This is a genomic window from Streptomyces sp. NPDC005551, from assembly GCF_042871785.1.
Lineage (GTDB): Bacteria > Actinomycetota > Actinomycetes > Streptomycetales > Streptomycetaceae > Streptomyces.
This window is the reverse complement of the sequence record NZ_JBIAJE010000004.1, coordinates 321,498-346,879: the sequence shown is the minus strand read 5'-3', so window position 1 is coordinate 346,879 and position 25,382 is coordinate 321,498. Positions and strand designations below refer to the sequence as shown.

Below are 25,382 nucleotides of genomic sequence, written 5' to 3'. Positions count from 1 at the left end.
GCCCGGGGCTCGCACCGCGGGCACCCCGGGCACCCCGGGCACCCCGGGCGTCCCCGGGCGGGTCAGCCGGCCGAGGCCGACGCGGACGCACCCGGCTGAGTGTCGGTGCTGTCGTGGGTCTCGTCCGGGGCGACGCCCATCGTCAGGGACGCGGTGACCCCCTTGGCGATGGCGTTCTTCCGGTACCTCAGTTTCAGGAGGCCGCCCGCGGTCCCGTTGCCCGGGTAGATGGTGTCCTCGGTCAGGGTCGTGCGGGCCGCGGTGTTCGCGGAGTACGGGGCGACCTCCGCCGACGCCAGGACCGCCTCCTCGGAGAAGAACAGCTGGCCGGTGTGGCAGGTGTGGCCGCCCTCGTAGCCGGCGTCCGTCCAGGCGCCGTCGACGTGGACCTTCACATGGATGTGGACGCAGCGGCCCCGGTACCAGCCGGGGAAGACGGTCCTGAAGGTGACGTGACCGTGCTTGTCGGTCCGCCAGGTGCCCCGCAGATACCGCTCGTCGTCGGTCGGCTCGGTGTGCCCGCCGCCGCCCGGGCCGCCGGAGGGGCCGCCGGACGGGGGCTCCCCCGTCGGCGTACCGGACGGGGCGCCGGTGGGGGCGCCCGACGGGGCACCGCCGCCCCCGCCGCCCCCGCTGCCCATGGACTCGTAGCCGGAGTAGACGCCCAGCGCCGTGCAGTGCCAGATGTCGACGGCCGCGTCCTTCACCGGCCGGCAGGTGTCCGCGTCGATCACCTTGAGCCCGAGGGTCAGCGGGATACCCTCCTGGTCCTCGGTGATGTCCTGGCGGATCTTGTCCGCGTCGATGTAGTAGGGGCCCTCGGTGGTCTCCGAGGTGAGCGTGTAGCACGCCTCCGACGCCTTGTCCCCGCCGGACGGGCCGCCGGCCTTGGTCCCGTCCGCGAAGGCGGTCACGGCGAGGCCCCCGCCCGCGCCCACGGCCGCGACGGCCGCGCCGCCCGCGACGACGACCTTGCGCCGCGTCAGATCCCTTTTGTGTGCCGGTCGTTGGTTCTCAGTCATGGGCGGGGACGCTAGGGACGGCACCTGTGAGCAGCATAGGTGCGGACTGTGGTTTTCCGTGTCCACGCGAAAGTGGCCCGGAACCGACCTCGGTTCCGGGCCACCTCCACGCGTCGGCGGTTACTTCGGCTGCGGCTTCCGCACGGAGAGGTGCAGCTCGCGCAGCCGGGTCTCGTCGAGCTCCGTCGGCGCGCCCATCATCAGGTCCTGCGCGTTGCCGTTGAGCGGGAACGCGATGGTCTCGCGGATGTTGGGCTCGTCAGCGAGGAGCATGACGATGCGGTCGACGCCCGGGGCGATACCGCCGTGCGGCGGGGCACCGAAGCGGAACGCGCGGAGCATGCCGGCGAACTGCTCCTCGACCGTGTCCCGGTCGTAGCCCGCGATCTCGAAGGCCTTGAGCATGATCTCGGGCTCGTGGTTCCGGATCGCACCGGACGACAGCTCGACGCCGTTGCAGACGATGTCGTACTGCCAGCCCAGGATGTCCAGCGGGTCCTGGGTCCGGAGGGCCTCCAGGCCGCCCTGCGGCATCGAGAACGGGTTGTGCGAGAAGTCGATCTTCCCGGTGTCCTCGTCCTTCTCGTACATCGGGAAGTCGACGATCCAGCAGAAGCGGAAGACGTTCTCCTCGAAGTGCCCGGCGCGCTTGGCGGCCTCGACCCGCACCGCGCCCATGATCTTCGAGACCTCGTCGAACTCGCCCGCGCCGAAGAAGACGGCGTGACCGGCGGAGAGGGAGAGCCGCTTCGTCAGTTCCGCGACGTTGTCCTCGGTCAGGAACTTGGCGATCGGGCCGGTCAGCGAGCCGTCCTCGGCCACGCGCACCCACGCCAGGCCCTTCGCGCCCTGCTCGACCGCGTAGTCACCGAGGCCGTCGAAGAACTTCCGGGACTGGCCGGCGACGTCCGGCACCGGCAGGGCACGGACGTGCTTGCCCGCGAAGGCCTTGAACTCCGAGCCCTCGAAGACGTCGGTGATGTCGACGAGCTCCAGCCGGGCGCGCAGGTCCGGCTTGTCGGAGCCGTACTTCAGCATCGACTCGCGGAACGGGATGCGGGGGAACGGGGAGGTGACGTGCCGGCCGCCGCCGAACTCCTCGAAGAGCTCGGTCATGAGCTTCTCGATGGGCTGGAAGACGTCCTCCTGCTCGACGAAGGACATCTCCACGTCGAGCTGGTAGAACTCGCCCGGCGAGCGGTCCGCGCGCGCGTCCTCGTCGCGGAAACAGGGCGCGATCTGGAAGTAGCGGTCGAAGCCGGAGATCATCAGCAGCTGCTTGAACTGCTGCGGGGCCTGCGGGAGCGCGTAGAACCGGCCCGGGTTCAGACGGGACGGGACGACGAAGTCGCGGGCGCCCTCCGGGGAGGTGGCGCTGAGGATCGGCGTCGCCATCTCGTTGAAGCCCAGCGCCGTCATCTTGTGACGGATCGCGGAGATCACGGCCGTACGCAGCAGGATGTTGCGGTGCATGCGCTCACGGCGCAGGTCCAGGAAGCGGTACTCCAGCCGCCGCTCCTCGTTGACACCGTCCTCGGCGTTGATCGTGAAGGGCAGCGGGGCGGCCGCACCGAGCAGCTCGACCTCGCTCACCTCGACCTCGACCTCGCCGGTCGGCAGGTCGGGGTTCACGTTCTCCGCGCCGCGGGAGACGACCTTGCCGTCGACACGGACCGTCGACTCCTTGGAGACCTTGTCGAGGGCCTCGTAGGCGGCCGTACCGGGGCGGGCGACGAGCTGCGTGATGCCGTAGTGGTCGCGCAGATCGATGAAGAGGATGCCGCCCAGGTCTCGGCGATTGTGCAGCCAGCCGCTCAGCCGGACGTCGCTCTCGACGTCAGAGGCGCGGAGCTCGCCGCAGGTGTGGGACCTGTACCGATGCATCGTCGTTCATCCAGTCTTCGCGGGTCGGGGGCTGTTTCACGTGAAACATCCGGGCTGGAGCCCGGATCTCCCAAGGGTACCGGCCACCCCGGGACCGCAGCCCCGAATACTCTCGGTGGCAGTCCCCGATCACCTCTCCTTAGAGTGGGTGAATGCGCACTGGTGAGCCTCTGCCCACCGTGGGAGAGGTCCTGGCATCCCTCGCGACCGGCCTTTGGCGCTGGGACAACGAGGCGGGTCTGGTGACGTTGGACGCCGAAGCCGCTCGGCTGCTCGGTCTGCCCGCCGAGCCGGCGACCCTCACCGAGGCGGCCGTACGCTCCCGTTTCCACCCGGTCGACTGGAACGAGATCGACGGCATCGTGCAGCTCGCCGTCGCCGAGGGCACCCTCGCCGAGGCCCGCCTGCGGATCATGGACGAGCAGGGGCGCGTGATCCGTACGGTGCGCAGCCGCTCCAGGCCGTCGGTCCACCCCGTGACGGGCGAGTACAAGCTGGTCGGCACCCTCCAGGAGGTCAGCGAGCAGCCGCCGGGCGCAGCCGCCCGCACCCCGGTCACCGGCGACTGGCGCCGCTCGCGCGAGGCGTTTCTGCTGGACGCGGGACGCGCGCTGGCGGAGGCGCGGTCCACGGAGGAGGTCCTGCGGGTCGCGGCCGGGCTGTCGATGCCGGGCTTCACACCGGACGGGCTGGCCGTCTTCGGGGCGGAGGCGGACCGGCTGACCATCATCGGCCACCACGGACACCAGCCGGGTGACGACGGACCGTTCTCCCACATGTCGCTGGACACGGACTATCCCGCCGCGGAGGTCGTCCGCACCGGCCGTGCCGTCTATCTCTCCTCGCCGGAGGACTACAAGGCCCGCTACCCCGCCTCCTGGCCGCTGGCCCAGCACTTCGGGCGGCAGTCCTGGGCGTTCCTGCCGCTGACCTTCGCCGGGCGCACGATGGGGGCCTGGATGGCGGCGTTCGCCTATCCGGTCTCGTTCACGCCCGACGAGCGCTCGGTGCTGGCCACGGTGGCGCGGATGCTGGCGCAGGCCCTGTCGCGGGCAGGCGTGGCCGAGTCCGAGCGGGAGCTGACCGACGGCCTCCAGCGCTCGATGCTGCCGACTCTGGGCCCCGAGATACCCGGCATGACGGTGGCCGCGCGATACGTCCCCACCGGCGGCGGACTCCAGGTCGGCGGCGACTGGTACGACATGATCCCGCTGCCCGGGGGCACCGCCCGGACCAAGTCCGGAGCCGGCAGATTCGCCCTGGTCATCGGGGATGTCCAGGGGCACGACGTACGGGCGGCGGGCCTGATGGGCCAGCTGCGGATCGCGCTGCGCGCGTACGCGTCCGAGGGGCACCGTCCGGACGCGGTGCTCTCCCGCGCCTCCCGCTTCCTGTACGGGATCACCGACTCCGTCGCCCACGGCGGCAAGAGCATGGACCCCCGCTTCGCGACCTGCCTGTACGTCGAGGTGGACCCGGCGACCGGCGTGCTGGACATCGCCCGGGCCGGCCACCCGGACCCCGCGATCCGCATGGCCGACGGGACGGTGCTGACGCGGCCGACCGCCGGCGGGCTGCCGCTCGGCGTCGATCCCGACGCGGACTACCCGACCACCCGGATGGTCCTGGAGCCCGCCGAGACCCTGCTGCTGTGCACCGACGGACTGATCGAGACCGGCGGCCACGACCTGGAGACCGGCTGGCGGCGGATCCGCCGGATCCTGGAGGAGCACGACGGCGACATGGAGATGCTGGCCGACTCCCTCGTCCAGGCCGTGCACGGGCCGTCCTCGCACCACAGTCCCGGGCCGCTGATCGACCGCCGCGAGGACGACATCGCGGTGCTGCTGCTGTGCCGGCAGGGCGAGGGGTGCGGCTGCGGCGACAACGTCGGTGTCGTACCTCCGCCCCTGCGCCGCACGATGGTCACCGTCGCGCAGGCCGAGCCCGAGCGGGTCGCGGGCGCCCGGCAGCAGCTGCGGGAGCTGCTGCACGACTGGACGTGCGACGACCAGGTCGACTCGGCGGTGCTGATGACCTCCGAGATGGTGACGAACGTCCTAGTGCACACCGACGCGGACGCGGCGCTCGTCGCCCAGCTCACCGGCGAGCCGGGGGAGCGCCGGCTGCGGGTGGAGGTCACGGACGGCAGCGACGACCTGCCGCACAAGCGCCGGCCGGGCGAGCTGGCCTCGTCGGGCCGGGGTCTGGTGCTCATGGAGCTGCTCGCCGACGCGTGGGGCGTCGACCCCCGGGGTGAGGGCAAGAGCATCTGGTTCGAGCTCTACGAGTCCTCGGGCCCGTCCGACGACCCGGTGGCGTTCGGGCTCGACGACCTGTCCGAGGGACCCGAGGACGTCACGGCGTAGCGCGTACGCAGCTCCGCGAGGACGCCGAACGCGGCAGCCGTCAGCGGTACGGCCAGCAGCATCCCGAGGATCCCGGCCACCGAGGCCCCCGCGGTGATCGCCAGCAGGACGGCCGCCGGGTGCATCTGCACCGTACGGCTCTGGATGGCCGGCTGGAGGACGTGCCCCTCCAGGACCTGGACGGCGACGACGACACCGAGCGCCCACAGCGCGATGACGAAGCCCCGGTCGGCGAGGGCGACCAGGACCGCCACCGCCCCGGAGAGGAAGGCCCCGAGGTAGGGGATGTAGGCGCCCACGAACACCAGCGCGCCCAGGCCGACGGCGCCGGGGACACCGAGGACCAGCAGGCCGACGGTGATGCAGACGGCGTCGATCAGCGCGATGAGGGTCGTACCGCGCATGAAGCCCTCGACGGCCTCGAAGGCGCGGCGGGCCATGGCCTCGACGGTGTCGGCGGTGCCGTGCGGGGAGAGGGCGCGCAGCGCGCCGGAGGCGCGGTGGGAGTCGCGCAGGAAGAAGAAGACGAGCAGCAGGGCCAGGACCGCCATGGCGAGGCTCTCGCCGACCACGCTGACGCCGCTGATCACGCCGGAGGCGGCGGTCCCGCCGAACTTGCCCAGCAGCTCCCTGGAGTTCGAGGCGACGTCGTCCAGGGAGGTGCCCGCCGCCCCGAAGTGCTCGGCGACCGAGGTCGCGGCCTGCTTGAGCGAGGCGACGATCTGGTCGCCGGTGTCGACGAGGGCGGCGACGACGATGTAGACGGCGCCGCCGACGACCACGACCACCGCGACGCAGGTGAGGCCGGCGGCGAGCGACCGGTTGACCTTCACGTGCACCAGCCGCCGGTACAGCGGCCCGAGGAGCGCCGTCCCGAGCAGCGCGAGCAGCACGGGCACGACCGCCGTCCGCAGTTCGCCGCAGAGCCGGATCCCCACCCAGACGACGCCGGCGACGAGCAGGACCACGACACACCAGGCGGCCAGCCGCCGGACGCCTTCGGGAAGTAGCTGCACGCCCCCAGCCGATCACGCGGCGGACGGCCTGTCCTCGCGAAGCGGCCCGCCCGGGTGACACGACGTCAGGGACTCCCGACGCGGCGGGAGCCCACCGGACCGACACCCGCCGCGGCGAGAACCCACCGGGCCGGCCCGGGAACGGCTCACCGGCCGCGGGCGCGGGAACCCCCGGCACGGGTGTGCGGGCCTGGGGAGCCCTTCGTGCGGCGGGAGTTGGGACACGGAGGGAGTTGCCGCGGCCGGCCCGCGGCTAATCTGCACGGGTGACCACCGACCTGACCCTGCTGCCGTGTGTCGCCCATCGCGGACGGGAGGTCACCGCGCCCCGCCTCCGCGGCCTCCTCGCCCTGCTGGCGAGCGACCTGCGCACGGGCTGCGGCACCGAGCGGCTCGTGGCGGGGCTGTGGCCGGACGAATTGCCCGAGCACCCGGGAAAGGCGCTCCAGGTCCTGGTGTCCAGGGCGCGGGCCCAGCTCGGCGCCGACCTCATCACCAGCACGCCGACCGGCTACCGGCTCGCCCTCGCCGAGGACCGGGTCGACAGCTCCGCCCTGCTGCTGCACGCCGCCGCGAGCGCCGGCCGGGCCAGGGCAGGGGACCACGCGGGATCGCTGGCCGCGGCCGAGGCCGGACTCGCGCTGTGGGAGGGCACCCCGGACGGGACCGGCGACCGGGACGACCCCGTGGCCGCGCTGCGCGCCGAACGCGCCCCCGTCCGCGACGCGCTGATCCGCGCGCGGGCGCTCGCGCTCGCCCGACTCGGACGGCACGCGGAGGCGGCCGCGCCGCTGGCCGCGGCCGCCGCGGAGCGCCCGCGCGACGAGGAGGTGCTCGCCGAGCTGCTGCGCGGCGAGGCGGCGACCACCGGCCCGTCCGCCGCGCTGAGCCGGTACGAGACGTACCGCCGTGAGCTGCGCGAGCAGCTCGGCACCGACCCGGGCCCCGCCCTGAAGGCCGTACAGCGCGAGCTGTTGCGCGGCGAGTCACCGGCCGTACGGCACGGCGTGCCGCACGAGCCGAACCCGCTGCTGGGGCGGGACGACGACATCACGGAGGTGGAACGGCTGCTGCGCGCCTCCCGCGCCGTCACCGTCGTCGGTCCCGGCGGCCTCGGCAAGACCCGGCTCGCGCACGCCGTCAGCCGCCGGGCCGAGCAGCGCGTGGTGTATTTCGTGACCCTCGCGGGCGTCACCGCCGACGAGGACGTGACCACGGAGGTGGCCTCCGCGCTCGGCGCGGGCGAGGGACGTCCCGGCGCGGTGAGCGGCCACGTCTCCGCCCCGGTGGCCGGCATCCTCGGCGTGCTGGGCTCCGGGCCCGCCCTGCTGGTCCTGGACAACTGCGAACAGGTCGTCCGGGGCGCCGCCGACCTCGTACAGGCCCTCGTCTCGTCCTCGAAGGACCTGCGGGTGCTGGCCACCAGCCGGGCCCCGCTCGGTCTGACGTCCGAGGCGGTCTTCGCGCTGCCCGAACTGGACCTCGGCACCTCGGCCGAGCTGTTCACCCAGCGGGCCCGGGCCGCCCGGCCCGGAGTGGAGCTGCCGCCGGACGCGGTGGCCGAGCTGTGCCGCCACCTCGACGGGCTGCCGCTCGCCGTGGAACTGGCCGCGGCGCGAGTACGGGTGCTGTCGGTGCCGGAGATCGCGCGCCGCCTCGGCGACCGGTTCGCGCTGCTGCGCGGCGGGGCGCGGGACGTACCGGAACGCCACCGCACCCTGCACGCGGTCGTGGACTGGAGCTGGAACCTCCTCGACGAACAGGCCAGGGCGGCCCTGCGCACGATGTCCGTCTTCCCCGGCGGCTTCGGTGGCGCGGCGGCGGAACAGGTCCTCGGCGAGGATGCGCTGCTGCTGCTGGAGCAGCTCGCCGATCAGTCACTGCTCACGGTCGCCGACACCCCGGCCGGCGTGCGGTTCCGGATGCTGGAGACCGTACGGGAGTTCAGTGCGGCCCGGCGGGCGGAGGCGGGCGAGGAAGAGGAGGCCGTCGGCCGGTTCCTCGCCTGGGCACGGGACTTCGGGGTCGCGTACCACGACTGGTTCTTCGCCTCGGAATCCTCCCCTGACTCCCGGCCCGGCCCGCGCGGGGCGGACCCCATCGCGGCCTGGGAGCGGATCAGGGCCGAGCAGGACAACCTCGTCCTGGCCCTGCGGTACGCCCTGGCCCGCACGGACGGTCCCACCACCGCCGCCCTCACCGCCGTCCTGGCCGCCCTGTGGTCCACCGACTCCAACTACCTGCGTCTCGCCGCCCTCGCCGCGGACACCGGCCCGCCGCTGTCGCACTACCACCCCGAACCCGAGTACGTCGAAGTCACCCGCGCCGCCGCGGTGTTGTGCACCGCGAGCCTGTTCATGGGCTACGGCCCGCACGTCGTACGCCAGCTCGTCACCCTCCGGCGGCTGCCCCCGGCACCGCCGGACACCCTGCTGCGCGCCATCGCGACGGTGCTGGGCGCGGTCCCCGAGATGCTGCCTCCCGACTACGACGTGCTGCGAAAACTCTGCGACAGCGAACGGCCGCTGCTCGCCGGCATCGCCGAGTGCGTCGCCACCTACGTCTGGGAGTACGAGCACGACATCGACCGCGCGCTCGCCTCGGCCCGCCGCACCGTCGCCGCGCTGGCGCCGGTCGACAACCCGTTCCTCCAGGTCATGGGCCACTCCCGGCTGAGCCAGCTGTACCTGCAGCTGGAGCGGGGCGAGGCCGCGTACGGGCACCTCAGGGCGGCGCTCGAGGCCCTGCCGCGGCTCGGCGACGAGCGGGACACCATCGGTGTCCGCTGGGGTCTCGTCCTCGCCTGCCTCCAGCGCGGCGACCCCGACGAGGCCGAGTACTGGCTGCGGCAGGCGGAGGCCGTCGGCAACCCGCAGAAGGACGACTCCGACAGCGCCGACCTCGGCGGCCGCGCCGAGATCGCCCTCGCCCGCGGACTGACGGAGGTCGGGCTGGGCCTGTGGCGCAGCGCCGTGGAGGGGGTGACCGCAGCCGGCTCGCTGTACCGCGGCGATCCCTTCCTCGACCGGTGGGCGCTGCAGATCCAGTCGGCGGCGGTGACGGCGCACGCGCACGCCGGCCGCGTCGAACTGGTCGCGGAACCGGTCGAGCGGCTGCGCCAGGGGCTGCGGATCCTGCTCGCGGCCCCGTCCCACTCGCCCATGGACCTGCCCGTGCTGGGGACGGTGCTGCACGCCCTCGGCCTGGCGCGGCTCGCCTCCGGCGACGTCTCCGCCGTACGGATGATCGCACTGGCCGGACGGCTGCGGGTGCTGCGCGACTACCAGCCGACCATGTCGGCGGACCGTGCCCGCAAGGCGGCCGAGCACGCCGACAGGGCGGCCTACGCCGACGCGGTGTCGGAGTACGCCGCCCTGGAGCGGGACGAGCTGCGCGAGGCAGCCCGTGCGCTCATTTCGGGTCGCGGTTGAACAGCGCCGTCGACCAGCGGTAGCCGAGCGCGGACAGACCGACGCACCACAGGATCGCGATCCACCAGTTGTTCCCGATCTCGCTGCCGAGCAGCAGGCCGCGCACCGTCTCGATGGCGGGGGTGAAGGGCTGGTACTCGGCGATCGGCTGGAACCAGCCCGGCATCGTGTCGGCGGGGATGAAGGCGCTGGAGATGAGCGGGAGGAGGATCAGCGGCATCGCCATGTTGCTGGCGGCCTCGGCGTTGGGGCTGGCCATGCCCATCCCGACGGCGATCCAGGTGAGCGCCAGGGTGAACAGAGCGAGCAGCCCGAACGCGGCCAGCCACTCCAGCGCCGTGGCGTCCGTGGACCGGAAGCCGATGGCCACGCCGACCGCGCCGACGAGGACCAGGCTGGCGAGCACCTGCAGCACGCTGCCGACGACGTGCCCGATGATCACGGAGCTGCGGTGGATCGCCATCGTGCGGAAGCGGGCGATGAGGCCCTCGGCCATGTCGGTGGAGACGGACACCGCGGCCCCGATCACGGTGCTGCCGATGGTCATCATCAGGATGCCCGGGACGATGTAGGCGATGTACTCGGAGCGGTCGGCGCCGCCGCCGCCGATGCCCGCGCTCATCACGTCGCCGAAGATGTAGACGAAGAGCAGCAGCATCATGATCGGCGTGAGCAGCAGGTTCAGGGTGAGGGACGGGTAGCGCCGCGCGTGCAGCAGGTTGCGGCGAAGCATGGTGTTCGAGTCGCGGACGGCGAGGGACAGGGCGCTCATCGGACGGTCTCCTTGGACGGGCTGGGGACGGTGGTGCCGCCGGTCAGGGCGAAGAACACGTCGTCGAGGTCGGGGGTGTGCACGGTCAGCTCGTCGGCCTCGATGCCGGCCGTGTCCAGCCAGTCGAGGACGGAGCGCAGTTCGCGCTGGCTGCCGTCGCTGGGGATCTGCAGGGACAGCGCCTCGTCGTCGCGGGTGACCTCGCGCAGGGCGGCGGCGGCCTGCTGGTAGGCGACCGGGTCGGTGAAGCGCAGCCGCACGTGGCCGCCCGGGACCAGCCGCTTCAGCTGGTCGGCGCTTCCCTCGGCGGCGATCCTGCCGTCGCTCAGCACCGCGATGCGGTCGGCGAGTTCGTCGGCCTCCTCCAGGTACTGGGTGGTGAGGAAGACGGTGACGCCGCCGGAGACCAGCTCGCGGATGATCCCCCACATGGTGTGGCGGGAGCGGGGGTCGAGGCCGGTGGTCGGCTCGTCGAGGAAGATGATCCGCGGCTCGCCGACCAGCGTCATGGCGATGTCCAGGCGGCGCTTCATACCCCCGGAGTAGGTGGAGACGGGCTTCTTCGCGGCCTCGGTGAGGTCGAACCGCTCCAGCAGCTCCGCGGTGACGCGGCGGCCCTCCTGCCTGGGCAGGTGGTGCAGGTCCGCCATGAGGAGCATGTTCTCCTCGCCGGTGATCAGGCCGTCGACGGCGGAGAACTGTCCGGTGACACCGATCGCGGCGCGGACGGCGTGCGGGTCGGCGGCCAGGTCGTGGCCGCCCACCCGGAGGTCGCCGGCGTCGGCGCCGATGAGGGTGGAGAGGATCTTGACGGCGGTGGTCTTGCCGGCGCCGTTCGGGCCGAGCAGGGCGAAGACGGTGCCGGCCGGCACCTCCAGGTCGATGCCGTCGAGGACCGTCTTGTCCCCGTAGGCCTTACGCAGTCCCCTGGCCGCGATGGCGAGGGAGCGCGGGGTGGTTGTCGTCATGCGGCAGAGAATGCGGCGGGGCGCATTCAGCGCGGTTTCACGCCGGTTTCACCACCGCGGAACCGGGGCTCGCCGGGGGCCGCGGGAAGCGCGGGTCCGTGCAACCGGGGCTCGCCCCGGGCCCGGGGGACGGACGCCGGCGCTCCGCGAGGCCCGGGCGGAGAAGGCACCGGCACCCCGGGAGGACCCGGCGGACGAAACCCGTCCCACAGGAACCCGGCGGGCCCGCCCCGCCCGGCCGCGAGGCCCCGGCCGTCGCGCCCGACGCGGACAGCGAAACGCAGGCGAGCCCCGCCGTGTCAGGGCGGGGCTCGTCAGCGTGGAGGGGGCTTTGCCCCTCGCGGGGCCGAAGCTCGTCCCGGGTGGGCGGCCCCGCCGGGTCGGGCGAAACGCGGCCACGCCGGGTACCGGCGGGTCCTACAGACCGCCCTCGGACATCCCGTGCACCGCCGGGATCGTGCCCAGGCGGCCCTTCTGGAAGTCCTCGAACGCCTGCTGGAGCTCGTCGCGGGTGTTCATCACGAAGGGGCCGTAGTGGGCCATTGGCTCGCGTATCGGCTGTCCGCCGAGGATCACGATCTCCAGGTCCGGCGTGTTCGCGTCCTGCCGCTCGTCCGCGCGGACGGTCAGCGAGGAACCGGCGCCGAAGACGGCGGTCTGGCCGCTGTGGACGGGACGGCGCTCCGCGCCGACGCTGCCGCGCCCGGCGAGCACGTACGCGAGGCCGTTGAAGTCCTCGCGCCACGGGAGCGTCAGCTCGGCACCGGGCGCCACGGTCGCGTGAATCATGGTGATCGGCGTGTGCGTGATGCCGGGGCCCTCGTGGCCGTCCAGCTCACCGGCGATGACCCGCAGCAGCGCGCCGCCGTCGGGGGTGGTCAGCAGCTGGACCTGACCCCCGCGGATGTCCTGGTAGCGGGGGGCCATCATCTTGTCCCTGGCCGGCAGGTTCACCCACAGCTGGAGCCCGTGGAAGAGACCGCCGGACATGACGAGCGACTCCGGCGGCGCCTCGATGTGCAGCAGGCCCGCGCCGGCCGTCATCCACTGGGTGTCGCCGTTGGTGATGGTGCCGCCGCCGTTGGAGTCCTGGTGGTCGAAGATCCCGTCGATGATGTACGTGACGGTCTCGAAGCCGCGGTGGGGGTGCCAGGGGGTGCCCTTGGGCTCTCCCGGCGCGTACTCCACCTCGCCCATCTGGTCCATCATGATGAACGGGTCGAGGTGCCGGTAGTTGATCCCGGCGAACGCCCGGCGCACCGGGAAGCCCTCTCCCTCGAAGCCACTGGGCGCGGTCGTCACCGTGAGTACGGGACGGGCCACGGCGTCGGCGGGCGCGACCACACGGGGAAGGGTCAGCGGGTTCTCGACGGTCACTGCAGGCATGTCGGGTACCTCCTCGGCTCCGAGATTAGTTGATTGTTGAACTTTCTGCCACCCACAACGACGGACGCCCGGAGGGCATTCCCTCCGGGCGTCCGTCGCGAGCGGGGCGAACAGCGGCACACCAGGGCCACCGGCCGCCGACGAGGCGTCAGCCGTACATCCGGCGCATCGCGAAGTCGACCATCTGCTCCACGGCCTTCGCGTCGAAGACCATGCGGTGCTCACCCTCCATGTCGAGGACGAAGCCGTAGCCCGTCGGCAGCAGGTCGATCACCTCGGCACCGGTGATCACGAAGTACTTGGACTCCTTGCCCGCGTACCGGCGCAGCTCCTTGAGCGAGGTGAACATCGGGATCACGGGCTGCTGGGTGTTGTGCAGCGCGAGGAAGCCGGGGTTGTCGCCGCGCGGGCAGTAGACCTTCGAGGTGGCGAAGATCTGCTGGAAGTCCTCGGCGGCCATAGACCCGGTGGTGAAGGCACGGACCGCGTCCGCGAGGGACGGCGGGGACGGCTCGGGGTACAGCGGCGGCTGCTGGCCGTAGCCGCCGGGCATCTGCTGCTGCGGCGGGGCGTACTGCTGCTGAGCGCTCGCGTTCTGGTCGTAGCCGTACATGCCGCAAAGACTACTGAGTCACAGATGACCCACCCGGGGTTGCGTCTTATTACCGACGGGTAGCATCATCGTAGGTACTTGCTGGTATGTGTAACGAGGCTGCTAGTTCTCCGGCCTCCCCTATCCCTTTATCCCTTACGGAGCCGTCGCCATGGGGCACTACAAGTCGAATCTCCGCGACATCGAGTTCAACCTCTTCGAGGTGCTCGGGCGCGACAAGCTGTACGGCACCGGCCCGTTCGAGGAGATGGACACCGACACCGCCAAGAGCATCCTCGACGAGCTGACCCGCCTCTCGGAGAACGAACTGGCGGAGTCCTTCGCCGACGCCGACCGCAACCCGCCGGTCTTCGACCCCGAGACCAACACGGCGCCCGTCCCCGCGAGTTTCAAGAAGTCCTACAAGGCCTTCATGGACTCCGAGTACTGGCGCCTCGGGCTGCCCGAGGAGATCGGCGGCACCACCGCGCCCCGCTCCCTGATCTGGGCCTACGCGGAGCTGGTGCTCGGCGCGAACCCGGCGGTCTGGATGTACTCCTCCGGCCCCGCCTTCGCGGGCATCCTCTTCGAAGAGGGCAACGAGGTCCAGAAGCACATCGCGAAGATCGCCGTCGACAAGCAGTGGGGCTCCACCATGGTGCTCACCGAGCCGGACGCCGGCTCGGACGTCGGCGCCGGCCGCACCAAGGCGGTCCAGCAGGAGGACGGCTCCTGGCACATCGAGGGCGTGAAGCGCTTCATCACGTCCGGCGAGCACGACATGTCGGAGAACATCCTCCACTACGTCCTCGCGCGCCCCGAGGGCGCGGGCCCCGGCACCAAGGGCCTGTCCCTCTTCCTCGTCCCGAAGTACGAGTTCGACTTCGAGACCGGCGAGCTGGGCGAGCGCAACGGCGTGTACGCCACGAACGTCGAGCACAAGATGGGCCTCAAGGCGTCCAACACCTGCGAGATGACGTTCGGCGACCGCCACCCCGCCAAGGGCTGGCTGATCGGCGACAAGCACGACGGCATCCGCCAGATGTTCCGCATCATCGAGTTCGCCCGCATGATGGTCGGCACGAAGGCCATCTCCACGCTCTCCACGGGCTACCTGAACGCGCTGGAGTACGCCAAGGAGCGCGTCCAGGGCCCCGACCTGGCGAACTTCATGGACAAGACCGCGCCCAAGGTCACCGTCACGCACCACCCGGACGTGCGCCGCTCGCTCATGACGCAGAAGGCGTACGCGGAGGGCATGCGCGCCCTCGTGCTGCACACCGCCGCGATCCAGGACGAGATCCAGGTCAAGGAGGCCGCCGGCGAGGACTACGCCGCCCTGGAGGCCCTCAACGACCTGCTCCTGCCGATCGTCAAGGGCTACGGCTCCGAGAAGGGCTACGAGCAGCTCGCCCAGTCCCTGCAGACCTTCGGCGGCTCCGGCTTCCTGCAGGAGTACCCGATCGAGCAGTACATCCGCGACGCCAAGATCGACACCCTGTACGAGGGCACCACCGCGATCCAGGGCCAGGACTTCTTCTTCCGGAAGATCGTCCGCAACCAGGGTGCCGCGCTGAACTCCCTCGCCGAGGACATCAAGAAGTTCCTGGCGCTCGGCACCGGCGGCGAGGAGCTGTCCACCGCCCGCGAGCAGCTCGCCAAGGCGGCCGTCGAGCTGGAGGCCATCGTCGGCCTGATGCTCACCGACCTCGCGGCCACCGAGCAGGACGTCAAGAACATCTACAAGGTCGGTCTCAACACCACCCGCCTGCTGATGGCCTCCGGTGACGTCGTCGTCGGCTATCTGCTGCTGCGCGGTGCCGCCGTGGCCGCCGAGAAGCTCGAGACCGCCTCCGTCAAGGACAAGCCCTTCTACACCGGCAAGATCGCCGCGGCGAAGTTCTTCGCCGCCAACGTCCTGCCCGGCGTGACCGGCGCGCGCAAGCTCGCCGAGGGCGTCGACCTGGACCTGATGGAGCTGGACGAGTCCGCCTTCTAGGCCCGCGGACCGGCCGGGGCACCACCCCGGCCGTCGCCGGCCGGCCCGCCAGGGCCACCTCGGCGCATCCCGGCAGGCCAGGGCGTACGGCGTCCGTGCGGCCGCCCGGTCGTCCGGAAACGGGCGGACCGTGACCGGATTCTGACCCTCCGGTCAGGTGTCCGCCCTTCACATCCCCCTCACGAGGGCCCGCTCCCACTGCCGGGAGCGGGCCCTCGTGCGTCGTTAAGGTGAACCCCATGCGCACACCCTCCCGCTTCGACCGCGGCCACACCGACGACCTGATGACCTTCCTGGCGGCGACCCCGACGCCGTACCACGCCGTGGCGAACGCCGCGGAGCGGCTGGAGAAGGCCGGATTCCGTCAGGTCGCCGAGACCGACGCGTGGGACGGGACCTTCGGCGGCAGGTTCGTGCTGCGCGGCGGCGCGATCATCGCCTGGTACGTCCCCGAGGGCGCCGCGCCGCACACCCCGTTCCGGATCGTGGGCGCCCACACCGACTCCCCCAACCTGCGGGTCAAGCCGCTGCCCGACAGCGGCGCCCACGGCTGGCGCCAGGTCGCCGTCGAGATCTACGGCGGCCCCCTCCTCAACTCCTGGCTGGACCGCGACCTCGGCCTCGCCGGCCGCGTCTCGCTGCGCGACGGTACGACCCGGCTGGTGAACCTCGACCGCCCGCTGCTCCGCGTCCCGCAGCTCGCCATCCACCTGGACCGCTCGGTGTCCTCCGAGGGCCTGAAGCTGGACAAGCAGCGCCACCTCCAGCCGATCTGGGGTCTGGGCACGTCCCGCGAGGGCGACCTGATCGCCTTCGTCGAGCAGGAGACGGGCCTGGCCGCCGGCGAGATCACCGGCTGGGACCTGATGACCCACTCCGTCGAACCCCCCGCGTACCTGGGCCGCGACGGCGAACTCCTCGCGGGCCCGCGCATGGACAACCTGCTGTCGGTGCACGCCGGCACCGCCGCCCTCGCCGCGGTGTCGACCGCCGGCGAACCGTCCCACATCCCCGTCCTCGCCGCCTTCGACCACGAGGAGAACGGCTCCCAGTCGGACACCGGCGCCGACGGCCCGCTGCTCGGCGGTGTCCTGGAGCGCTCGGTGTTCGCCCGCGGCGGTACGTACGAGGACCGGGCGCGCGCCTTCGCCGGCACGGTCTGTCTGTCCTCCGACACCGGCCACGCCGTCCACCCCAACTACGCGGAGCGGCACGACCCGACGCACCACCCCCGCGCGAACGGCGGCCCCATCCTCAAGGTGAACGTCAACAACCGCTACGCCACCGACGGTTGTGGCCGGGCCATCTTCGCGGCGGCCTGCGAGAAGGCCGGTGTGCCCTTCCAGTCCTTCGTGTCCAACAACGCGATGCCCTGCGGCACCACCATCGGGCCCATCACCGCGGCCCGGCACGGCATCACGACCGTCGACGTCGGCGTGGCCATCCTCTCCATGCACAGCGCGCGTGAACTCTGCGGTGCGGACGACCCGTTCCTGCTGGCCAACTCCCTCGCGGCGTTCCTGGAAGGGTAGTCGGCATGTCCGCGACGGTCCCGGGTATCCGGAGGTGACCCGAAGACAAGCCGAATCGGCTACAGGAGGCGACACCCCATGGGCCTGGGCGGGTGCATCATTCTGATCGCCGTTGGTGCGATCCTCACATTCGCGACCGACTGGGACATGAAAGGGGTCAACCTCGATCTGGTCGGCATCATCTTCATGATCGCCGGTCTGATCGGCGTGGCGGCGTTCAGCAGCATCGCCAAGCGCCGGCGCATGGTCGTGCCCCCCGCCGCTCCGGTGGTCGAGGAAGACCGGCGCCACGGCGGCTACAGCGACGGCTACGGCGCCTGACAGGCCCCGGATCCGGCGCCGGCCGCCACCCGAGACGGCCCGGCGGACGTCCCTTCCCCCGGGGACGGCCGTACGGGCCACACACCGCACACCGAGCGCTCCGAAGGCGGTCGTGGCACGAGGAGTGCCGGGTGTGGGAGCAGTACGCGGGGAGGACGGACCACCGTCCTCCCCGCAGTCATGTGCAGGACCCCTGCGCTCACCCTGCGTGTCCGAAACGCCACGGGATGCGCACGCGTCGTGACGGAGGCATGCTCGGATTCAGGCAGGGGGGTCACTGCAAGGGAGCAGTTCCATGGCACGAGAGTCCGGTGAATCCATGCGCGAGCCCGGTATGCGGGAGCGCGACGGGATAGGCGCCCCCGAGGGCGTTCAGGAACGCAGGCGCGACCGCGAGAACCCGCGGGACCCCGAGGGACCGCGCGACCGCCGGGTCCCGCGCGACCCGGAGGGCATGGAGGGCACGGAGGACAGGGACCGCCGGGAGCGGCGCGGTTCGGACGCCGGGATGCCCGGCTCCGGCGACCGTGAGCGCGTCCGGGGCGACCAGCGCGCCGTTGAGGACGACGACGAGATGTGGGCCGACGGCTACCGGTAACCCGTAGCCGCCGACCGCACGCGGTTCGCGTCGAGCCCCTCGCCGCCTCCGGGCGGCGAGGGGTTCGTGCGTCCGCCCCCGCTCCGGGCCCTCAGCCCAGTGCGTGCCCCGTCGTCACGTCCACGTGGTCCGGGATCTCGTCGTGACGGTCGCCGACGCTCAGGGTCCCGCTCGGTTCGAAGAGGAGGAGCGAGGCACCCGTCGGCGCGACCGGCTTGTGCTCGATGCCGCGCGGGACGGTGAAGACGGACCCCTTGGGCAGGACGACGGTCCGCTCACCTCCGGGCTCCCGCAGGCCGATGCTCAGCTCGCCGTCCAGGACCAGGAAGAACTCGTCCGTGTGGTCGTGCACGTGCCAGAGGTGCTCGCCCTCGACCTTGGCCACGCGCACGTCGTAGTCGTTGACGGCGGTGACGATCCGAGGGCTCCAGACGGCGTCGAAGGAGCCGAGGGCCTCGGTGAGGGAGACGGGCGAGGCGCCCGCACGGGCACCGCTGCGTTCGTCGCGTTCTTTGCGCTCGTTGCGTTCGCTGCTCATGGCCCCATGCTCGGGCCTGGTACGACCCGTCCGCGAGTGCTAGAAATCGCGTATGCCGCAAGGATCCTCGCAAGCGGGACCGCGGGTGCCGGGCACCGCCCCGGCGCCGCGCCCCCACCGGGTCGCCGTCCTCGTCGACGAGAACACGAACCCCTTCGAAGTCGGGGTCGCCACCGAGCTGTTCGGGCTGCCGCGCCCCGAACTCGGCCTCCCGGTGCCCCTGTACGAGCTGACGCTGTGCGGCCCCGAGCCCGTGGTCCGGATGAATCACGGCTTCTTCACGCTGTCCGACGTGCCCGGACTCGACGCCGTGGACGACGCGGACACCCTGATCGTCCCCGGCCGCCCCGACAACGTCGTGCCGCGCGGCGCCGCCGTGCGCGAGGCGATCCGGCGCACCCACGCACGCGGGGCCCGCGTCATGAGCCTCTGCACCGGCACGTTCGCGCTCGCGGAGGCGGGGCTGCTGGACGGCCGCCGGGCGACCACGCACTGGCGGTGGGCCGACTCCTTCCGCGCGCTCCACCCGGGGGTGCTCCTGGAACCGGACGTCCTGTTCGTGGACGAGGGCGACGTGCTGACCGCGGCCGGCAGTGCCGCCGCGCTCGATCTCGGGCTGTACGTCGTCCGGCGGGACCACGGCGCCGAGATCGCCAACGCCGTGTCCCGGCGGCTGGTGTTCGCCGCGCACCGCGACGGGGGGCAGCGCCAGTTCGTGGAACGGCCGCTGCCCGACGTGCCGGACGAGTCCCTGGCGCCCCTGCTGGCGTGGGCCGGGCAGCGCGTCGCCGAGCCCCTGACGGTCGCCTGTCTGGCGGCGCGGGCGGCCGTCAGCCCGGCCACCCTGCACCGGCGCTTCCGCGCCCAGCTCGGCACGACCCCGCTGGCGTGGCTGACCGGCGAGCGGGTCGCCCTCGCCTGCCGGCTCATCGAACGGGGCGAGGAACGGCTCGACGTGGTGGCCCGGCGCAGCGGTCTGGGGACCGCCGCCAACCTGCGCGAGCGGCTGCGGCGCGAGACGGGACTCAGCCCGTCGGCCTACCGGCGGCGTTTCGGAGGCGCCGCCGGGGAAGCCCTCCTGCATGAGATACCAGGTACGCGAACGACTGCTCGGCCTCGGTGACGACTACTGGATCGAGGACCAGCACGGCAACAAGACGTTCCTCGTCGACGGCAAGGCGATGCGGGTGCGGGACACCTTCGAGCTGAAGGACGCCCAGGGGCGGGTCCTCATCGACATCCACCAGAAGATGTTCGCCCTGCGGGACACGATGGTGATCGAGCGGGACGGCGACCCCCTGGCCACCATCAAGCGCAAGCGCCTGTCGCTGCTGCGCAACCACTACCGCGTGTCCCTGGTGGACGGCACCGAGCTCGACGTCAGCGGCAGGATCCTGGACCGCGAGTTCGCCATCGACTACGACAACGAACTCCTGGCCCAGATCTCCCGCCGCTGGCTCCACGTCCGCGAGACCTACGGCGTCGACGTCGTCCGTGACGACGCGGACGCGGCCCTCCTGATCGCCGTGGCGGTGTGCGTCATCCACCTGGCGGACAAGGAGGGCGAGGAGGACTGACGGGCCGCCCGGGTCGGCGGCGGGCTGCCCGGGTCAGCGGAGGGGTGCCCGCAGTCCCAGCACCCGGTCCTTCAGCGCCGGGAACTGCTCCCGGGTGACGGCCGTCTTCGCGGGATCGAATTCCACGGTGAGGATCTCCTCGCCGTCGCCGGCCTCCGCGAGCACCTCGCCCCAGGGGTCGACCACGATGGAGTGACCGGCCTGGGGAACTCCCGCGTGCGTGCCGCCCGTTCCGCAGGCGAGCACGTACGCCTGGTTCTCGACGGCCCGGGCCCGGGCGAGCAGGGTCCAGTGGGAGCGGCGCCGCTCGGGCCAGCCGGCCGCGAGGACGAGGGTGTCCGCGCCCGCGTCGACGAGCCCGCGGAAGAGCTCGGGGAAGCGGAGGTCGTAGCAGGTGGCGAGTCCGAGGGTGGTCTCCGGCAGCCGTACGGTGACCAGTTCCGTCCCGGCGCCCATCAACACGGCCTCGCCCTGGTCGAAGCCGAAGCGGTGGATCTTGCGGTAGGCGGCGGCGCGCCCGCCGTCCGGAGCGAAGACGAGGGAGGTGTTGTACAGGGTGCCGTCGGCGGCCCGTTCGGGGATCGAGCCGGCGTGCAGCCACACGCCCGCGTCGCTCGCCGCCTTCGCCATCGCCTCGTGGGTGGGCCCCTTCAGGGGCTCCGCCTCGGTATCGAACGCCTGGTAGGCGAAGGCACCCGTGGTCCACAGCTCGGGAAGGACGACGAGATCCGCCCCGGCCTGGTCGCGTACCAGCGAGGCAGCGCGCTGCCTGCGCGAATCGACCGGTTCGTCCTCGTCTACGCGGATCTGGATGAGGGAGGCGCGCACACTACCACCGTCCTGGCATTCGAGCCGTCTACACGGGCCTACGATCGTCACACGAAAGCACTGCCGGGGTGCCACACAGCAGCGTAACTTAGCGTTCCAAGACACCCACTGCCCGCGTACCGACCGCCCGAGGGGTCCCGTTCCGTGAGTCTGCATCCCAGTCTTCAGTCCTACGCCGACGCCTGGACCCATTCCGTCGACGCGATAGCGGAGCTGGTGTCCACACTCGTGGAGGGCGAGTGGAACCGGCGGACGCCGTGCCCGGGCTGGTCGGTGCGGGACCTCGTGTCGCACGTCATCGGCCTCGACTGCGAGATGCTGGGCGACCCGCGGCCGATCCACACCCTGCCCCGCGACCTCTACCACGTGACGAACGAGCACCAGCGGTACATGGAGATGCAGGTCGACGTGCGGCGCCACCACACGGCGCCCGAGATGACCTCCGAACTGGAGTACACGATCATCCGCCGCAACCGCCGGCTGCGGAACGAGTCGCGGACTCCGGACACCAGGGTGCGCGGCCCGCTGGGCACGGAGCCGACGCTCGAAGAGGCCATGCGGATCCGGGCGTTCGACGTGTGGGTGCACGAGCAGGACCTGCGGACGGCCCTGCGGCAGCCGGGCAACCTCGACTCACCGGGCGCGTACGTCACCCGCGACGTACTGCTCGGCGCCCTCCCGAAGGTGGTCGCCAAGGACGCGGGCGCGCCCGCCGGTTCGGCGGTCGTCCTCGACGTGCACGGGCCCGTCGAGTTCCTGCGTACCGTGCGGGTCGACGCGGACGGGCGCGGCTCGATAGACGGCACCCCCTCTCTCGGCCCGGCCGCCACCCTGTCCATGGACTGGGAGACGTATGTCCGGCTGGCCTGCGGGCGGGTGCGGGCCGACGCCGTCGCGGACCGCGTCAAGGCGGAGGGCGACCCGGAACTGACCGCGGCGATCCTGCGGAACTTCGCGGTCACGCCGTAGCCCCGGGCACGCCGAGGCGTACCCGGGCCCACGCGGGCCCACCCGGGCCTACGCGGGGACGTGCACCGTCTCCACCCGGCTGGCCACGAGCCGCTCCCGCTCCCGGCGGGCCGCCTGCTTGCGCAGCCGGAAGATCTGACTGAGGCCGAGCGCCTGGAGCACGAACACCGCGGAGAACGCGATGCGGTAGTTGTCGCCCGTCGCGTCCAGCAGGACGCCGATCGCCAGCAGCGTGGTCATGGAGGCGACGAAGCCGCCCATGTTGGTGATGCCGGACGCCGTCCCCTGCCGCTCGGGCGGATTCGCGGGCCGCGCGAAGTCGAAACCGATCATCGACGCGGGCCCGCAGGCCCCGAGCACGGCGCAGAGCACGACGAGCAGCCACAGGGGGGCGTGTTCGCCGGGGTAGACCAGCGTCGCCGCCCAGAGCAACGCAGTCGCGGCCACCGTGCCGAGCGCCAGGGGCAGCCGCGCCGCATGGTGCCGGGCGACGATCTGGCCGTAGACGAGGCCCACGGCCATGTTGGCCAGGACGACCAGCGTGAGCAGTTCACCGGCCAAGGCCCGGGAGAGTCCCTGTGCCTCGACGAGGAACGGCATGCCCCACAGCAGCAGGAAGACCATGGCGGGGAACTGCGTGGTGAAGTGCACCCAGAGCCCCAGCCGGGTCCCCGGTTCCTGCCAGGACCGCGCGATCTGGCGCCGCACGTAACCCATTCCCTGGTGCGGGAAGGGTTCGGGCTCGTGTCCCTCGGGATGGTCCTTCAGGAAGACGAGGAGCAGGACGAGGACGACGACCCCGGCGAGCGCGCTGCCCGCGAACGCCGCCGTCCAGCCGACCCCGTGCAGCAGCCGGGCGATGACGAGCGTCGAGACGAGGTTGCCTGCCATGCCGACGAGACCCGCCAGCTGGGCGACGAGCGGCCCGCGGCGGGCGGGGAACCAGCGGGTGCCGAGCCGCAGCACGCTGATGAAGGTCATCGCGTCGCCGCAGCCCAGCAGCGCGCGCGAGGCGAGGGCCATGCCGTACGACGGGGAGAACGCGAAGCCCAGCTGCCCGGCTGTGAACAGCAGGACGCCGATGGTCAGCACCTTCTTGGTGCCGAGCCGGTCGACGAGGAGACCGACGGGTATCTGCAGGCCCGCGTACACCAGGAGCTGGAGGATGGAGAAGCCGGACAGGGCCGAGGCGTTGACGTGGAAGCGGTCCGCCGCGTCCAGGCCGGCCACGCCCAGCGAGGTGCGGAAGATGACCGCGACGAAGTAGACCGAGACGCCGATGCCCCAGACGGCGACGGCGCGGCGCCCTCCGGGCGGGTCCCCCGGCAGCGACACGGCGCTCACCGGACCTCGCCCCGGGCCAGGTTGGAGAACCAGCTGACGTGCCGGTGCACGAGTTCGACCGCGGCCTCCGCGTCACCGGAGCGCAGCGCCTGGAGGATCTCCTCGTGCTCGGTGAGCGTCTTGGTGATCCGGTCGGGGTGGGCGTGCATCACGGCGACGCCCATCCGCAGCTGCCGGTCGCGGAGTTGGTCGTAGAGCCGGGCGAGGATCTCGTTGCCGCCGCTGCGGACGATCTCGGCGTGGAAGCAGCGGTCGGTGACGGCGGCGCCCGCCAGGTCACCGGCGGCGGCCTGCGCCTTCTGCTGGGCGAGCAGCTCCTCCAGACGGGCGATGAGCTGCGGCGGGGCCGGTACGGCTTTGCGGGCGGCGTGCTCCTCGACGAGCTGCCTGGTCTCCACGACGTCCGCGATCTCCTGGGCGGAGACGGGCAGGACGAGGGCGCCCTTCTTCGGGTAGAGCCTGATCAGCCCTTCCACCTCCAGGCGGAGGAGCGCCTCTCGCACGGGCGTGCGGGACACCCCTACGGCCTCGGCCAGTTCGCCCTCGGTGAGGAGCGTCCCGCCCTCGTAGCGCCGCTCCAGGACACCCCGCTTGACGTGCGCGTAGACGCGGTCGGCGGCCGGGGGCGGTTTCACTGCGGGCCCGCGGGACGCGGTCGTCCCGGCGGGCACGTCGGACACGGGTGCGACAGGCATGCGCACAGCATAGATACAACACGTACGCATCGTCGTGCCCCGTCCGGATCGCGGACGCCGGGCCGGATGCGGAGAAAGGTGACCCCGCCCGGCGGGGTGTGCAACCATCCGTGTTAATCAGGTGTCAGAGGAGGAGCGGTACTCCCATGTGACCGCGCTCCAGGGGCATTTAACGTATTCGGGGTATTCAACTTGATAAACGGCATTCAGGGCGTACGCGTTCGCCGCGCTGTCGCCGCGATGATGACGACCGGCGCCGTGGTCGCGGCCGGAGCCCTCGGCGCGGCACCCGCACAGGCCGTCACCAAGCCCACGATCGTGGCCCAGGGCGGCTACGTGATGAACAACGGCACCGGTACGAGCCTGTTCACCAAGGCGGCGGACACCAAGCGGTCCACCGGTTCCACCACCAAGATCATGACGGCCAAGGTCGTGCTCTCGCAGTCGAACCTGAACCTGGACTCCAAGGTCACCATCCAGAAGGCGTACAGCGACTACATCGTCGCCAACAACGCCTCCTCGGCCCGTCTGATCGTCGGGGACAAGGTCACCGTCCGCCAGCTCCTGTACGGGCTGATGCTGCCCTCCGGCTGCGACGCCGCGTACGCGCTCGCCGACAAGTTCGGCAGCGGCACGACCCGTTCCGCCCGCGTGAAGTCCTTCATCGGCAAGATGAACACCACGGCGCGCAGCCTGGGCCTGACGAACACGCACTTCGACTCGTTCGACGGCATCGGCAACGGCGCCAACTACTCGACGCCGCGCGACCTCACGAAGCTCGCGAGCAGCGCGATGAAGAGTTCGACGTTCCGTACGGTCGTCAAGACGAAGTCGACCCAGCAGAAGGTGACCACCAAGACCGGTGGCTACCGGTACATGAACTGGTCGAACACGAACAACCTGCTCAGCGAGTACAGCGGCACCATCGGCGTGAAGACGGGCTCGGGCCCGGAGGCGAAGTACTGCCTCGTCTTCGCCGCCACGCGCAACGGCAAGACGGTCATCGGCACGGTCCTCGCCTCCACGTCGGTCGCCAACCGCACGGCGGACGCGAAGAAGCTGATGACCTACGGCTTCGCCAGGTAGGCATCGCTCCGGGGAATCGCCCCCGGACAACGAAGGGGCCGGCCGCACACCGCGGCCGGCCCTTTCGCGTCAGCGCCGACGCAGCAGCGCCGCGAACGGCACCCAGGCATCCGGCGCGAGCCGGAGCACGGGCCCACCGGAGTCCTTGGAATCCCGGACGGCCACGACGCCCGGCACGCTCAGGGCGACGTCGACGCACTCCTAACCGCGTTACCGCCGCTGTGGCTGGACTTGCGGAAGTCGAAGTGCGGCACGGCTCACGACTCCCCGTGGAAGCGCTGGTGCAGGTGGGATGCGAACGACACCCACGCCCCCGGCGCGAGCCGGAGTATCGGCCCGTCCGGGTCCTTGGAGTCCCGGACGGCGACGACACCGGGACGGTTGAGGGCGACCTCGACGCACTCACCGTTACCGCTGCTGCGGCTGGACTTGCGGAAGTCGAAGTGCGGCACGGC

Annotated in this window: 23 protein-coding genes; 10 read left to right on the top strand and 13 right to left on the bottom strand. The window is 71.8% G+C overall.

The window, feature by feature from the left end; all coding sequences use genetic code 11:
* Positions 1 to 62: 62 nt before the first annotated feature.
* Together ACFYP4_RS13905 and aspS are read right to left on the bottom strand one after the other, a co-directional pair.
* Positions 63 to 1,022, bottom strand: a complete 960-nt coding sequence (locus tag ACFYP4_RS13905) for an intradiol ring-cleavage dioxygenase (protein WP_358850850.1) — start codon at positions 1,020 to 1,022, stop codon at positions 63 to 65.
* A 120-nt stretch (positions 1,023 to 1,142) separates the two neighbouring features.
* Positions 1,143 to 2,906 carry an aspartate--tRNA ligase gene (gene aspS / locus ACFYP4_RS13900; RefSeq protein WP_358850851.1) on the bottom strand — a complete coding sequence of 588 codons (1,764 nt, stop codon included), beginning with the start codon at positions 2,904 to 2,906 and terminating at the stop codon, positions 1,143 to 1,145.
* Between the two features lie 152 nt (positions 2,907 to 3,058).
* Between aspS and ACFYP4_RS13895 the strand changes: the two genes are divergently transcribed.
* Positions 3,059 to 5,275, top strand: a complete 2,217-nt coding sequence (locus ACFYP4_RS13895) for a SpoIIE family protein phosphatase (RefSeq protein WP_358850852.1) — start codon at positions 3,059 to 3,061, stop codon at positions 5,273 to 5,275.
* Here the strand turns inward: ACFYP4_RS13895 and ACFYP4_RS13890 are convergent.
* A complete protein-coding gene (locus ACFYP4_RS13890; protein ID WP_358850853.1) occupies positions 5,191 to 6,291 on the bottom strand; it encodes an AI-2E family transporter in 1,101 nt (366 codons plus the stop codon). The genes ACFYP4_RS13895 and ACFYP4_RS13890 overlap by 85 nt on opposite strands.
* 266 nt (positions 6,292 to 6,557) lie before the next feature.
* On the opposite strand from ACFYP4_RS13890, the gene ACFYP4_RS13885 reads away from it, so the two are divergent.
* Entirely contained in the window at positions 6,558 to 9,722 is a 3,165-nt protein-coding gene (locus ACFYP4_RS13885) for an ATP-binding protein (protein ID WP_388785366.1), read from the top strand.
* Here the strand turns inward: ACFYP4_RS13885 and ACFYP4_RS13880 are convergent.
* From ACFYP4_RS13880 to ACFYP4_RS13865, 4 genes are all read right to left on the bottom strand, one after another.
* Positions 9,703 to 10,494, bottom strand: a complete 792-nt coding sequence (locus tag ACFYP4_RS13880) for an ABC transporter permease (RefSeq protein ID WP_358850855.1) — start codon at positions 10,492 to 10,494, stop codon at positions 9,703 to 9,705. The two genes, ACFYP4_RS13885 and ACFYP4_RS13880, sit on opposite strands and share 20 nt — an antisense overlap.
* Entirely contained in the window at positions 10,491 to 11,462 is a 972-nt protein-coding gene (locus ACFYP4_RS13875) for an ATP-binding cassette domain-containing protein (RefSeq protein ID WP_388785364.1), read from the bottom strand. Before ACFYP4_RS13875 ends, ACFYP4_RS13880 begins: the two co-directional genes overlap by 4 nt.
* A 417-nt stretch (positions 11,463 to 11,879) precedes the next feature.
* The gene (locus tag ACFYP4_RS13870) at positions 11,880 to 12,848 is read right to left on the bottom strand and encodes a pirin family protein (protein WP_388785362.1); all 969 of its coding nucleotides are present in this window, start codon (positions 12,846 to 12,848) and stop codon (positions 11,880 to 11,882) included.
* A gap of 148 nt (positions 12,849 to 12,996) precedes the next feature.
* Positions 12,997 to 13,461: an SseB family protein gene (locus tag ACFYP4_RS13865; RefSeq protein WP_121405079.1), complete on the bottom strand. Its 465-nt coding sequence runs from the start codon at positions 13,459 to 13,461 to the stop codon at positions 12,997 to 12,999.
* Between the two features lie 151 nt (positions 13,462 to 13,612).
* Between ACFYP4_RS13865 and ACFYP4_RS13860 the strand changes: the two genes are divergently transcribed.
* The 4 genes from ACFYP4_RS13860 to ACFYP4_RS13845 all read left to right on the top strand — a co-directional run bounded on the left by ACFYP4_RS13860 (position 13,613) and on the right by ACFYP4_RS13845 (position 17,890).
* Complete coding sequence (locus tag ACFYP4_RS13860; protein ID WP_388785360.1) at positions 13,613 to 15,439, top strand: acyl-CoA dehydrogenase; 1,827 nt, start codon at positions 13,613 to 13,615, stop codon at positions 15,437 to 15,439.
* 239 nt (positions 15,440 to 15,678) lie between these two features.
* A complete protein-coding gene (locus tag ACFYP4_RS13855) occupies positions 15,679 to 16,971 on the top strand; it encodes a M18 family aminopeptidase (RefSeq protein WP_388785358.1) in 1,293 nt (430 codons plus the stop codon).
* A 78-nt stretch (positions 16,972 to 17,049) separates the two neighbouring features.
* Entirely contained in the window at positions 17,050 to 17,292 is a 243-nt protein-coding gene (locus ACFYP4_RS13850; RefSeq protein ID WP_358850860.1) for a hypothetical protein, read from the top strand.
* 295 nt (positions 17,293 to 17,587) lie between these two features.
* The gene (locus ACFYP4_RS13845) at positions 17,588 to 17,890 is read left to right on the top strand and encodes a hypothetical protein (RefSeq protein WP_388785356.1); all 303 of its coding nucleotides are present in this window, start codon (positions 17,588 to 17,590) and stop codon (positions 17,888 to 17,890) included.
* A 91-nt stretch (positions 17,891 to 17,981) separates the two neighbouring features.
* Here ACFYP4_RS13845 and ACFYP4_RS13840 read toward each other — a convergent pair whose 3' ends face one another.
* Positions 17,982 to 18,428, bottom strand: a complete 447-nt coding sequence (locus ACFYP4_RS13840; protein ID WP_388785354.1) for a cupin domain-containing protein — start codon at positions 18,426 to 18,428, stop codon at positions 17,982 to 17,984.
* Positions 18,429 to 18,480: 52 nt separating this feature from the next.
* Here ACFYP4_RS13840 and ACFYP4_RS13835 point away from each other — a divergent pair, with 52 nt between their 5' ends.
* Positions 18,481 to 19,551, top strand: coding sequence for a helix-turn-helix domain-containing protein (locus ACFYP4_RS13835; protein WP_358850862.1), 1,071 nt, complete (start codon positions 18,481 to 18,483; stop codon positions 19,549 to 19,551).
* Positions 19,511 to 20,005 carry an LURP-one-related family protein gene (locus ACFYP4_RS13830; protein WP_358850863.1) on the top strand — a complete coding sequence of 165 codons (495 nt, stop codon included), beginning with the start codon at positions 19,511 to 19,513 and terminating at the stop codon, positions 20,003 to 20,005. Before ACFYP4_RS13835 ends, ACFYP4_RS13830 begins: the two co-directional genes overlap by 41 nt.
* A gap of 33 nt (positions 20,006 to 20,038) precedes the next feature.
* Here ACFYP4_RS13830 and ACFYP4_RS13825 read toward each other — a convergent pair whose 3' ends face one another.
* Positions 20,039 to 20,833 (bottom strand): carbon-nitrogen family hydrolase, encoded by a 795-nt coding sequence (locus ACFYP4_RS13825; RefSeq protein WP_388785352.1) that lies wholly within the window; start codon positions 20,831 to 20,833, stop codon positions 20,039 to 20,041.
* A gap of 144 nt (positions 20,834 to 20,977) precedes the next feature.
* Between ACFYP4_RS13825 and ACFYP4_RS13820 the strand changes: the two genes are divergently transcribed.
* Positions 20,978 to 21,802 (top strand): maleylpyruvate isomerase family mycothiol-dependent enzyme, encoded by an 825-nt coding sequence (locus tag ACFYP4_RS13820; RefSeq protein ID WP_358850865.1) that lies wholly within the window; start codon positions 20,978 to 20,980, stop codon positions 21,800 to 21,802.
* 48 nt (positions 21,803 to 21,850) lie between these two features.
* Here ACFYP4_RS13820 and ACFYP4_RS13815 read toward each other — a convergent pair whose 3' ends face one another.
* Both ACFYP4_RS13815 and ACFYP4_RS13810 read right to left on the bottom strand, forming a co-directional pair.
* Entirely contained in the window at positions 21,851 to 23,146 is a 1,296-nt protein-coding gene (locus tag ACFYP4_RS13815) for an MFS transporter (RefSeq protein ID WP_358850866.1), read from the bottom strand.
* Complete coding sequence (locus ACFYP4_RS13810; protein WP_388785349.1) at positions 23,143 to 23,841, bottom strand: GntR family transcriptional regulator; 699 nt, start codon at positions 23,839 to 23,841, stop codon at positions 23,143 to 23,145. Before ACFYP4_RS13810 ends, ACFYP4_RS13815 begins: the two co-directional genes overlap by 4 nt.
* 240 nt (positions 23,842 to 24,081) lie before the next feature.
* Here ACFYP4_RS13810 and ACFYP4_RS13805 point away from each other — a divergent pair, with 240 nt between their 5' ends.
* On the top strand, positions 24,082 to 24,927 hold the full coding sequence (locus ACFYP4_RS13805; protein WP_388785347.1) for a D-alanyl-D-alanine carboxypeptidase family protein: 846 nt from the start codon (positions 24,082 to 24,084) through the stop codon (positions 24,925 to 24,927).
* A 69-nt stretch (positions 24,928 to 24,996) separates the two neighbouring features.
* Here the strand turns inward: ACFYP4_RS13805 and ACFYP4_RS13800 are convergent, their stop codons facing one another.
* The gene (locus tag ACFYP4_RS13800) at positions 24,997 to 25,092 is read right to left on the bottom strand and encodes a DUF397 domain-containing protein (RefSeq protein WP_388785345.1); all 96 of its coding nucleotides are present in this window, start codon (positions 25,090 to 25,092) and stop codon (positions 24,997 to 24,999) included.
* 92 nt (positions 25,093 to 25,184) lie between these two features.
* Positions 25,185 to 25,379 carry a DUF397 domain-containing protein gene (locus ACFYP4_RS13795; protein ID WP_358850870.1) on the bottom strand — a complete coding sequence of 65 codons (195 nt, stop codon included), beginning with the start codon at positions 25,377 to 25,379 and terminating at the stop codon, positions 25,185 to 25,187.
* Positions 25,380 to 25,382: the final 3 nt, after the last annotated feature.

Excerpts from the sequence above, each read along its gene's own strand:
- ACFYP4_RS13905 (WP_358850850.1), bottom strand. The coding sequence starts at position 1,022 with ATGACTGAGAACCAACGACCGGCACACAAAAGGGATCTGACGCGGCGC.
- ACFYP4_RS13865 (WP_121405079.1), bottom strand. The coding sequence starts at position 13,461 with ATGTACGGCTACGACCAGAACGCGAGCGCTCAGCAGCAGTACGCCCCG.
- ACFYP4_RS13845 (WP_388785356.1), top strand. The coding sequence starts at position 17,588 with ATGGCACGAGAGTCCGGTGAATCCATGCGCGAGCCCGGTATGCGGGAG.
- ACFYP4_RS13870 (WP_388785362.1), bottom strand. The coding sequence starts at position 12,848 with ATGCCTGCAGTGACCGTCGAGAACCCGCTGACCCTTCCCCGTGTGGTC.
- aspS (WP_358850851.1), bottom strand. The coding sequence starts at position 2,906 with ATGCATCGGTACAGGTCCCACACCTGCGGCGAGCTCCGCGCCTCTGAC.
- ACFYP4_RS13810 (WP_388785349.1), bottom strand. The coding sequence starts at position 23,841 with ATGCCTGTCGCACCCGTGTCCGACGTGCCCGCCGGGACGACCGCGTCC.
- ACFYP4_RS13805 (WP_388785347.1), top strand. The coding sequence starts at position 24,082 with ATGATGACGACCGGCGCCGTGGTCGCGGCCGGAGCCCTCGGCGCGGCA.
- ACFYP4_RS13840 (WP_388785354.1), bottom strand. The coding sequence starts at position 18,428 with ATGAGCAGCGAACGCAACGAGCGCAAAGAACGCGACGAACGCAGCGGT.
- ACFYP4_RS13850 (WP_358850860.1), top strand. The coding sequence starts at position 17,050 with ATGGGCCTGGGCGGGTGCATCATTCTGATCGCCGTTGGTGCGATCCTC.
- ACFYP4_RS13875 (WP_388785364.1), bottom strand. The coding sequence starts at position 11,462 with ATGACGACAACCACCCCGCGCTCCCTCGCCATCGCGGCCAGGGGACTG.
- ACFYP4_RS13855 (WP_388785358.1), top strand. The coding sequence starts at position 15,679 with ATGCGCACACCCTCCCGCTTCGACCGCGGCCACACCGACGACCTGATG.
- ACFYP4_RS13830 (WP_358850863.1), top strand. The coding sequence starts at position 19,511 with ATGAGATACCAGGTACGCGAACGACTGCTCGGCCTCGGTGACGACTAC.
- ACFYP4_RS13835 (WP_358850862.1), top strand. The coding sequence starts at position 18,481 with ATGCCGCAAGGATCCTCGCAAGCGGGACCGCGGGTGCCGGGCACCGCC.
- ACFYP4_RS13880 (WP_358850855.1), bottom strand. The coding sequence starts at position 10,494 with ATGAGCGCCCTGTCCCTCGCCGTCCGCGACTCGAACACCATGCTTCGC.
- ACFYP4_RS13895 (WP_358850852.1), top strand. The coding sequence starts at position 3,059 with ATGCGCACTGGTGAGCCTCTGCCCACCGTGGGAGAGGTCCTGGCATCC.
- ACFYP4_RS13860 (WP_388785360.1), top strand. The coding sequence starts at position 13,613 with ATGGGGCACTACAAGTCGAATCTCCGCGACATCGAGTTCAACCTCTTC.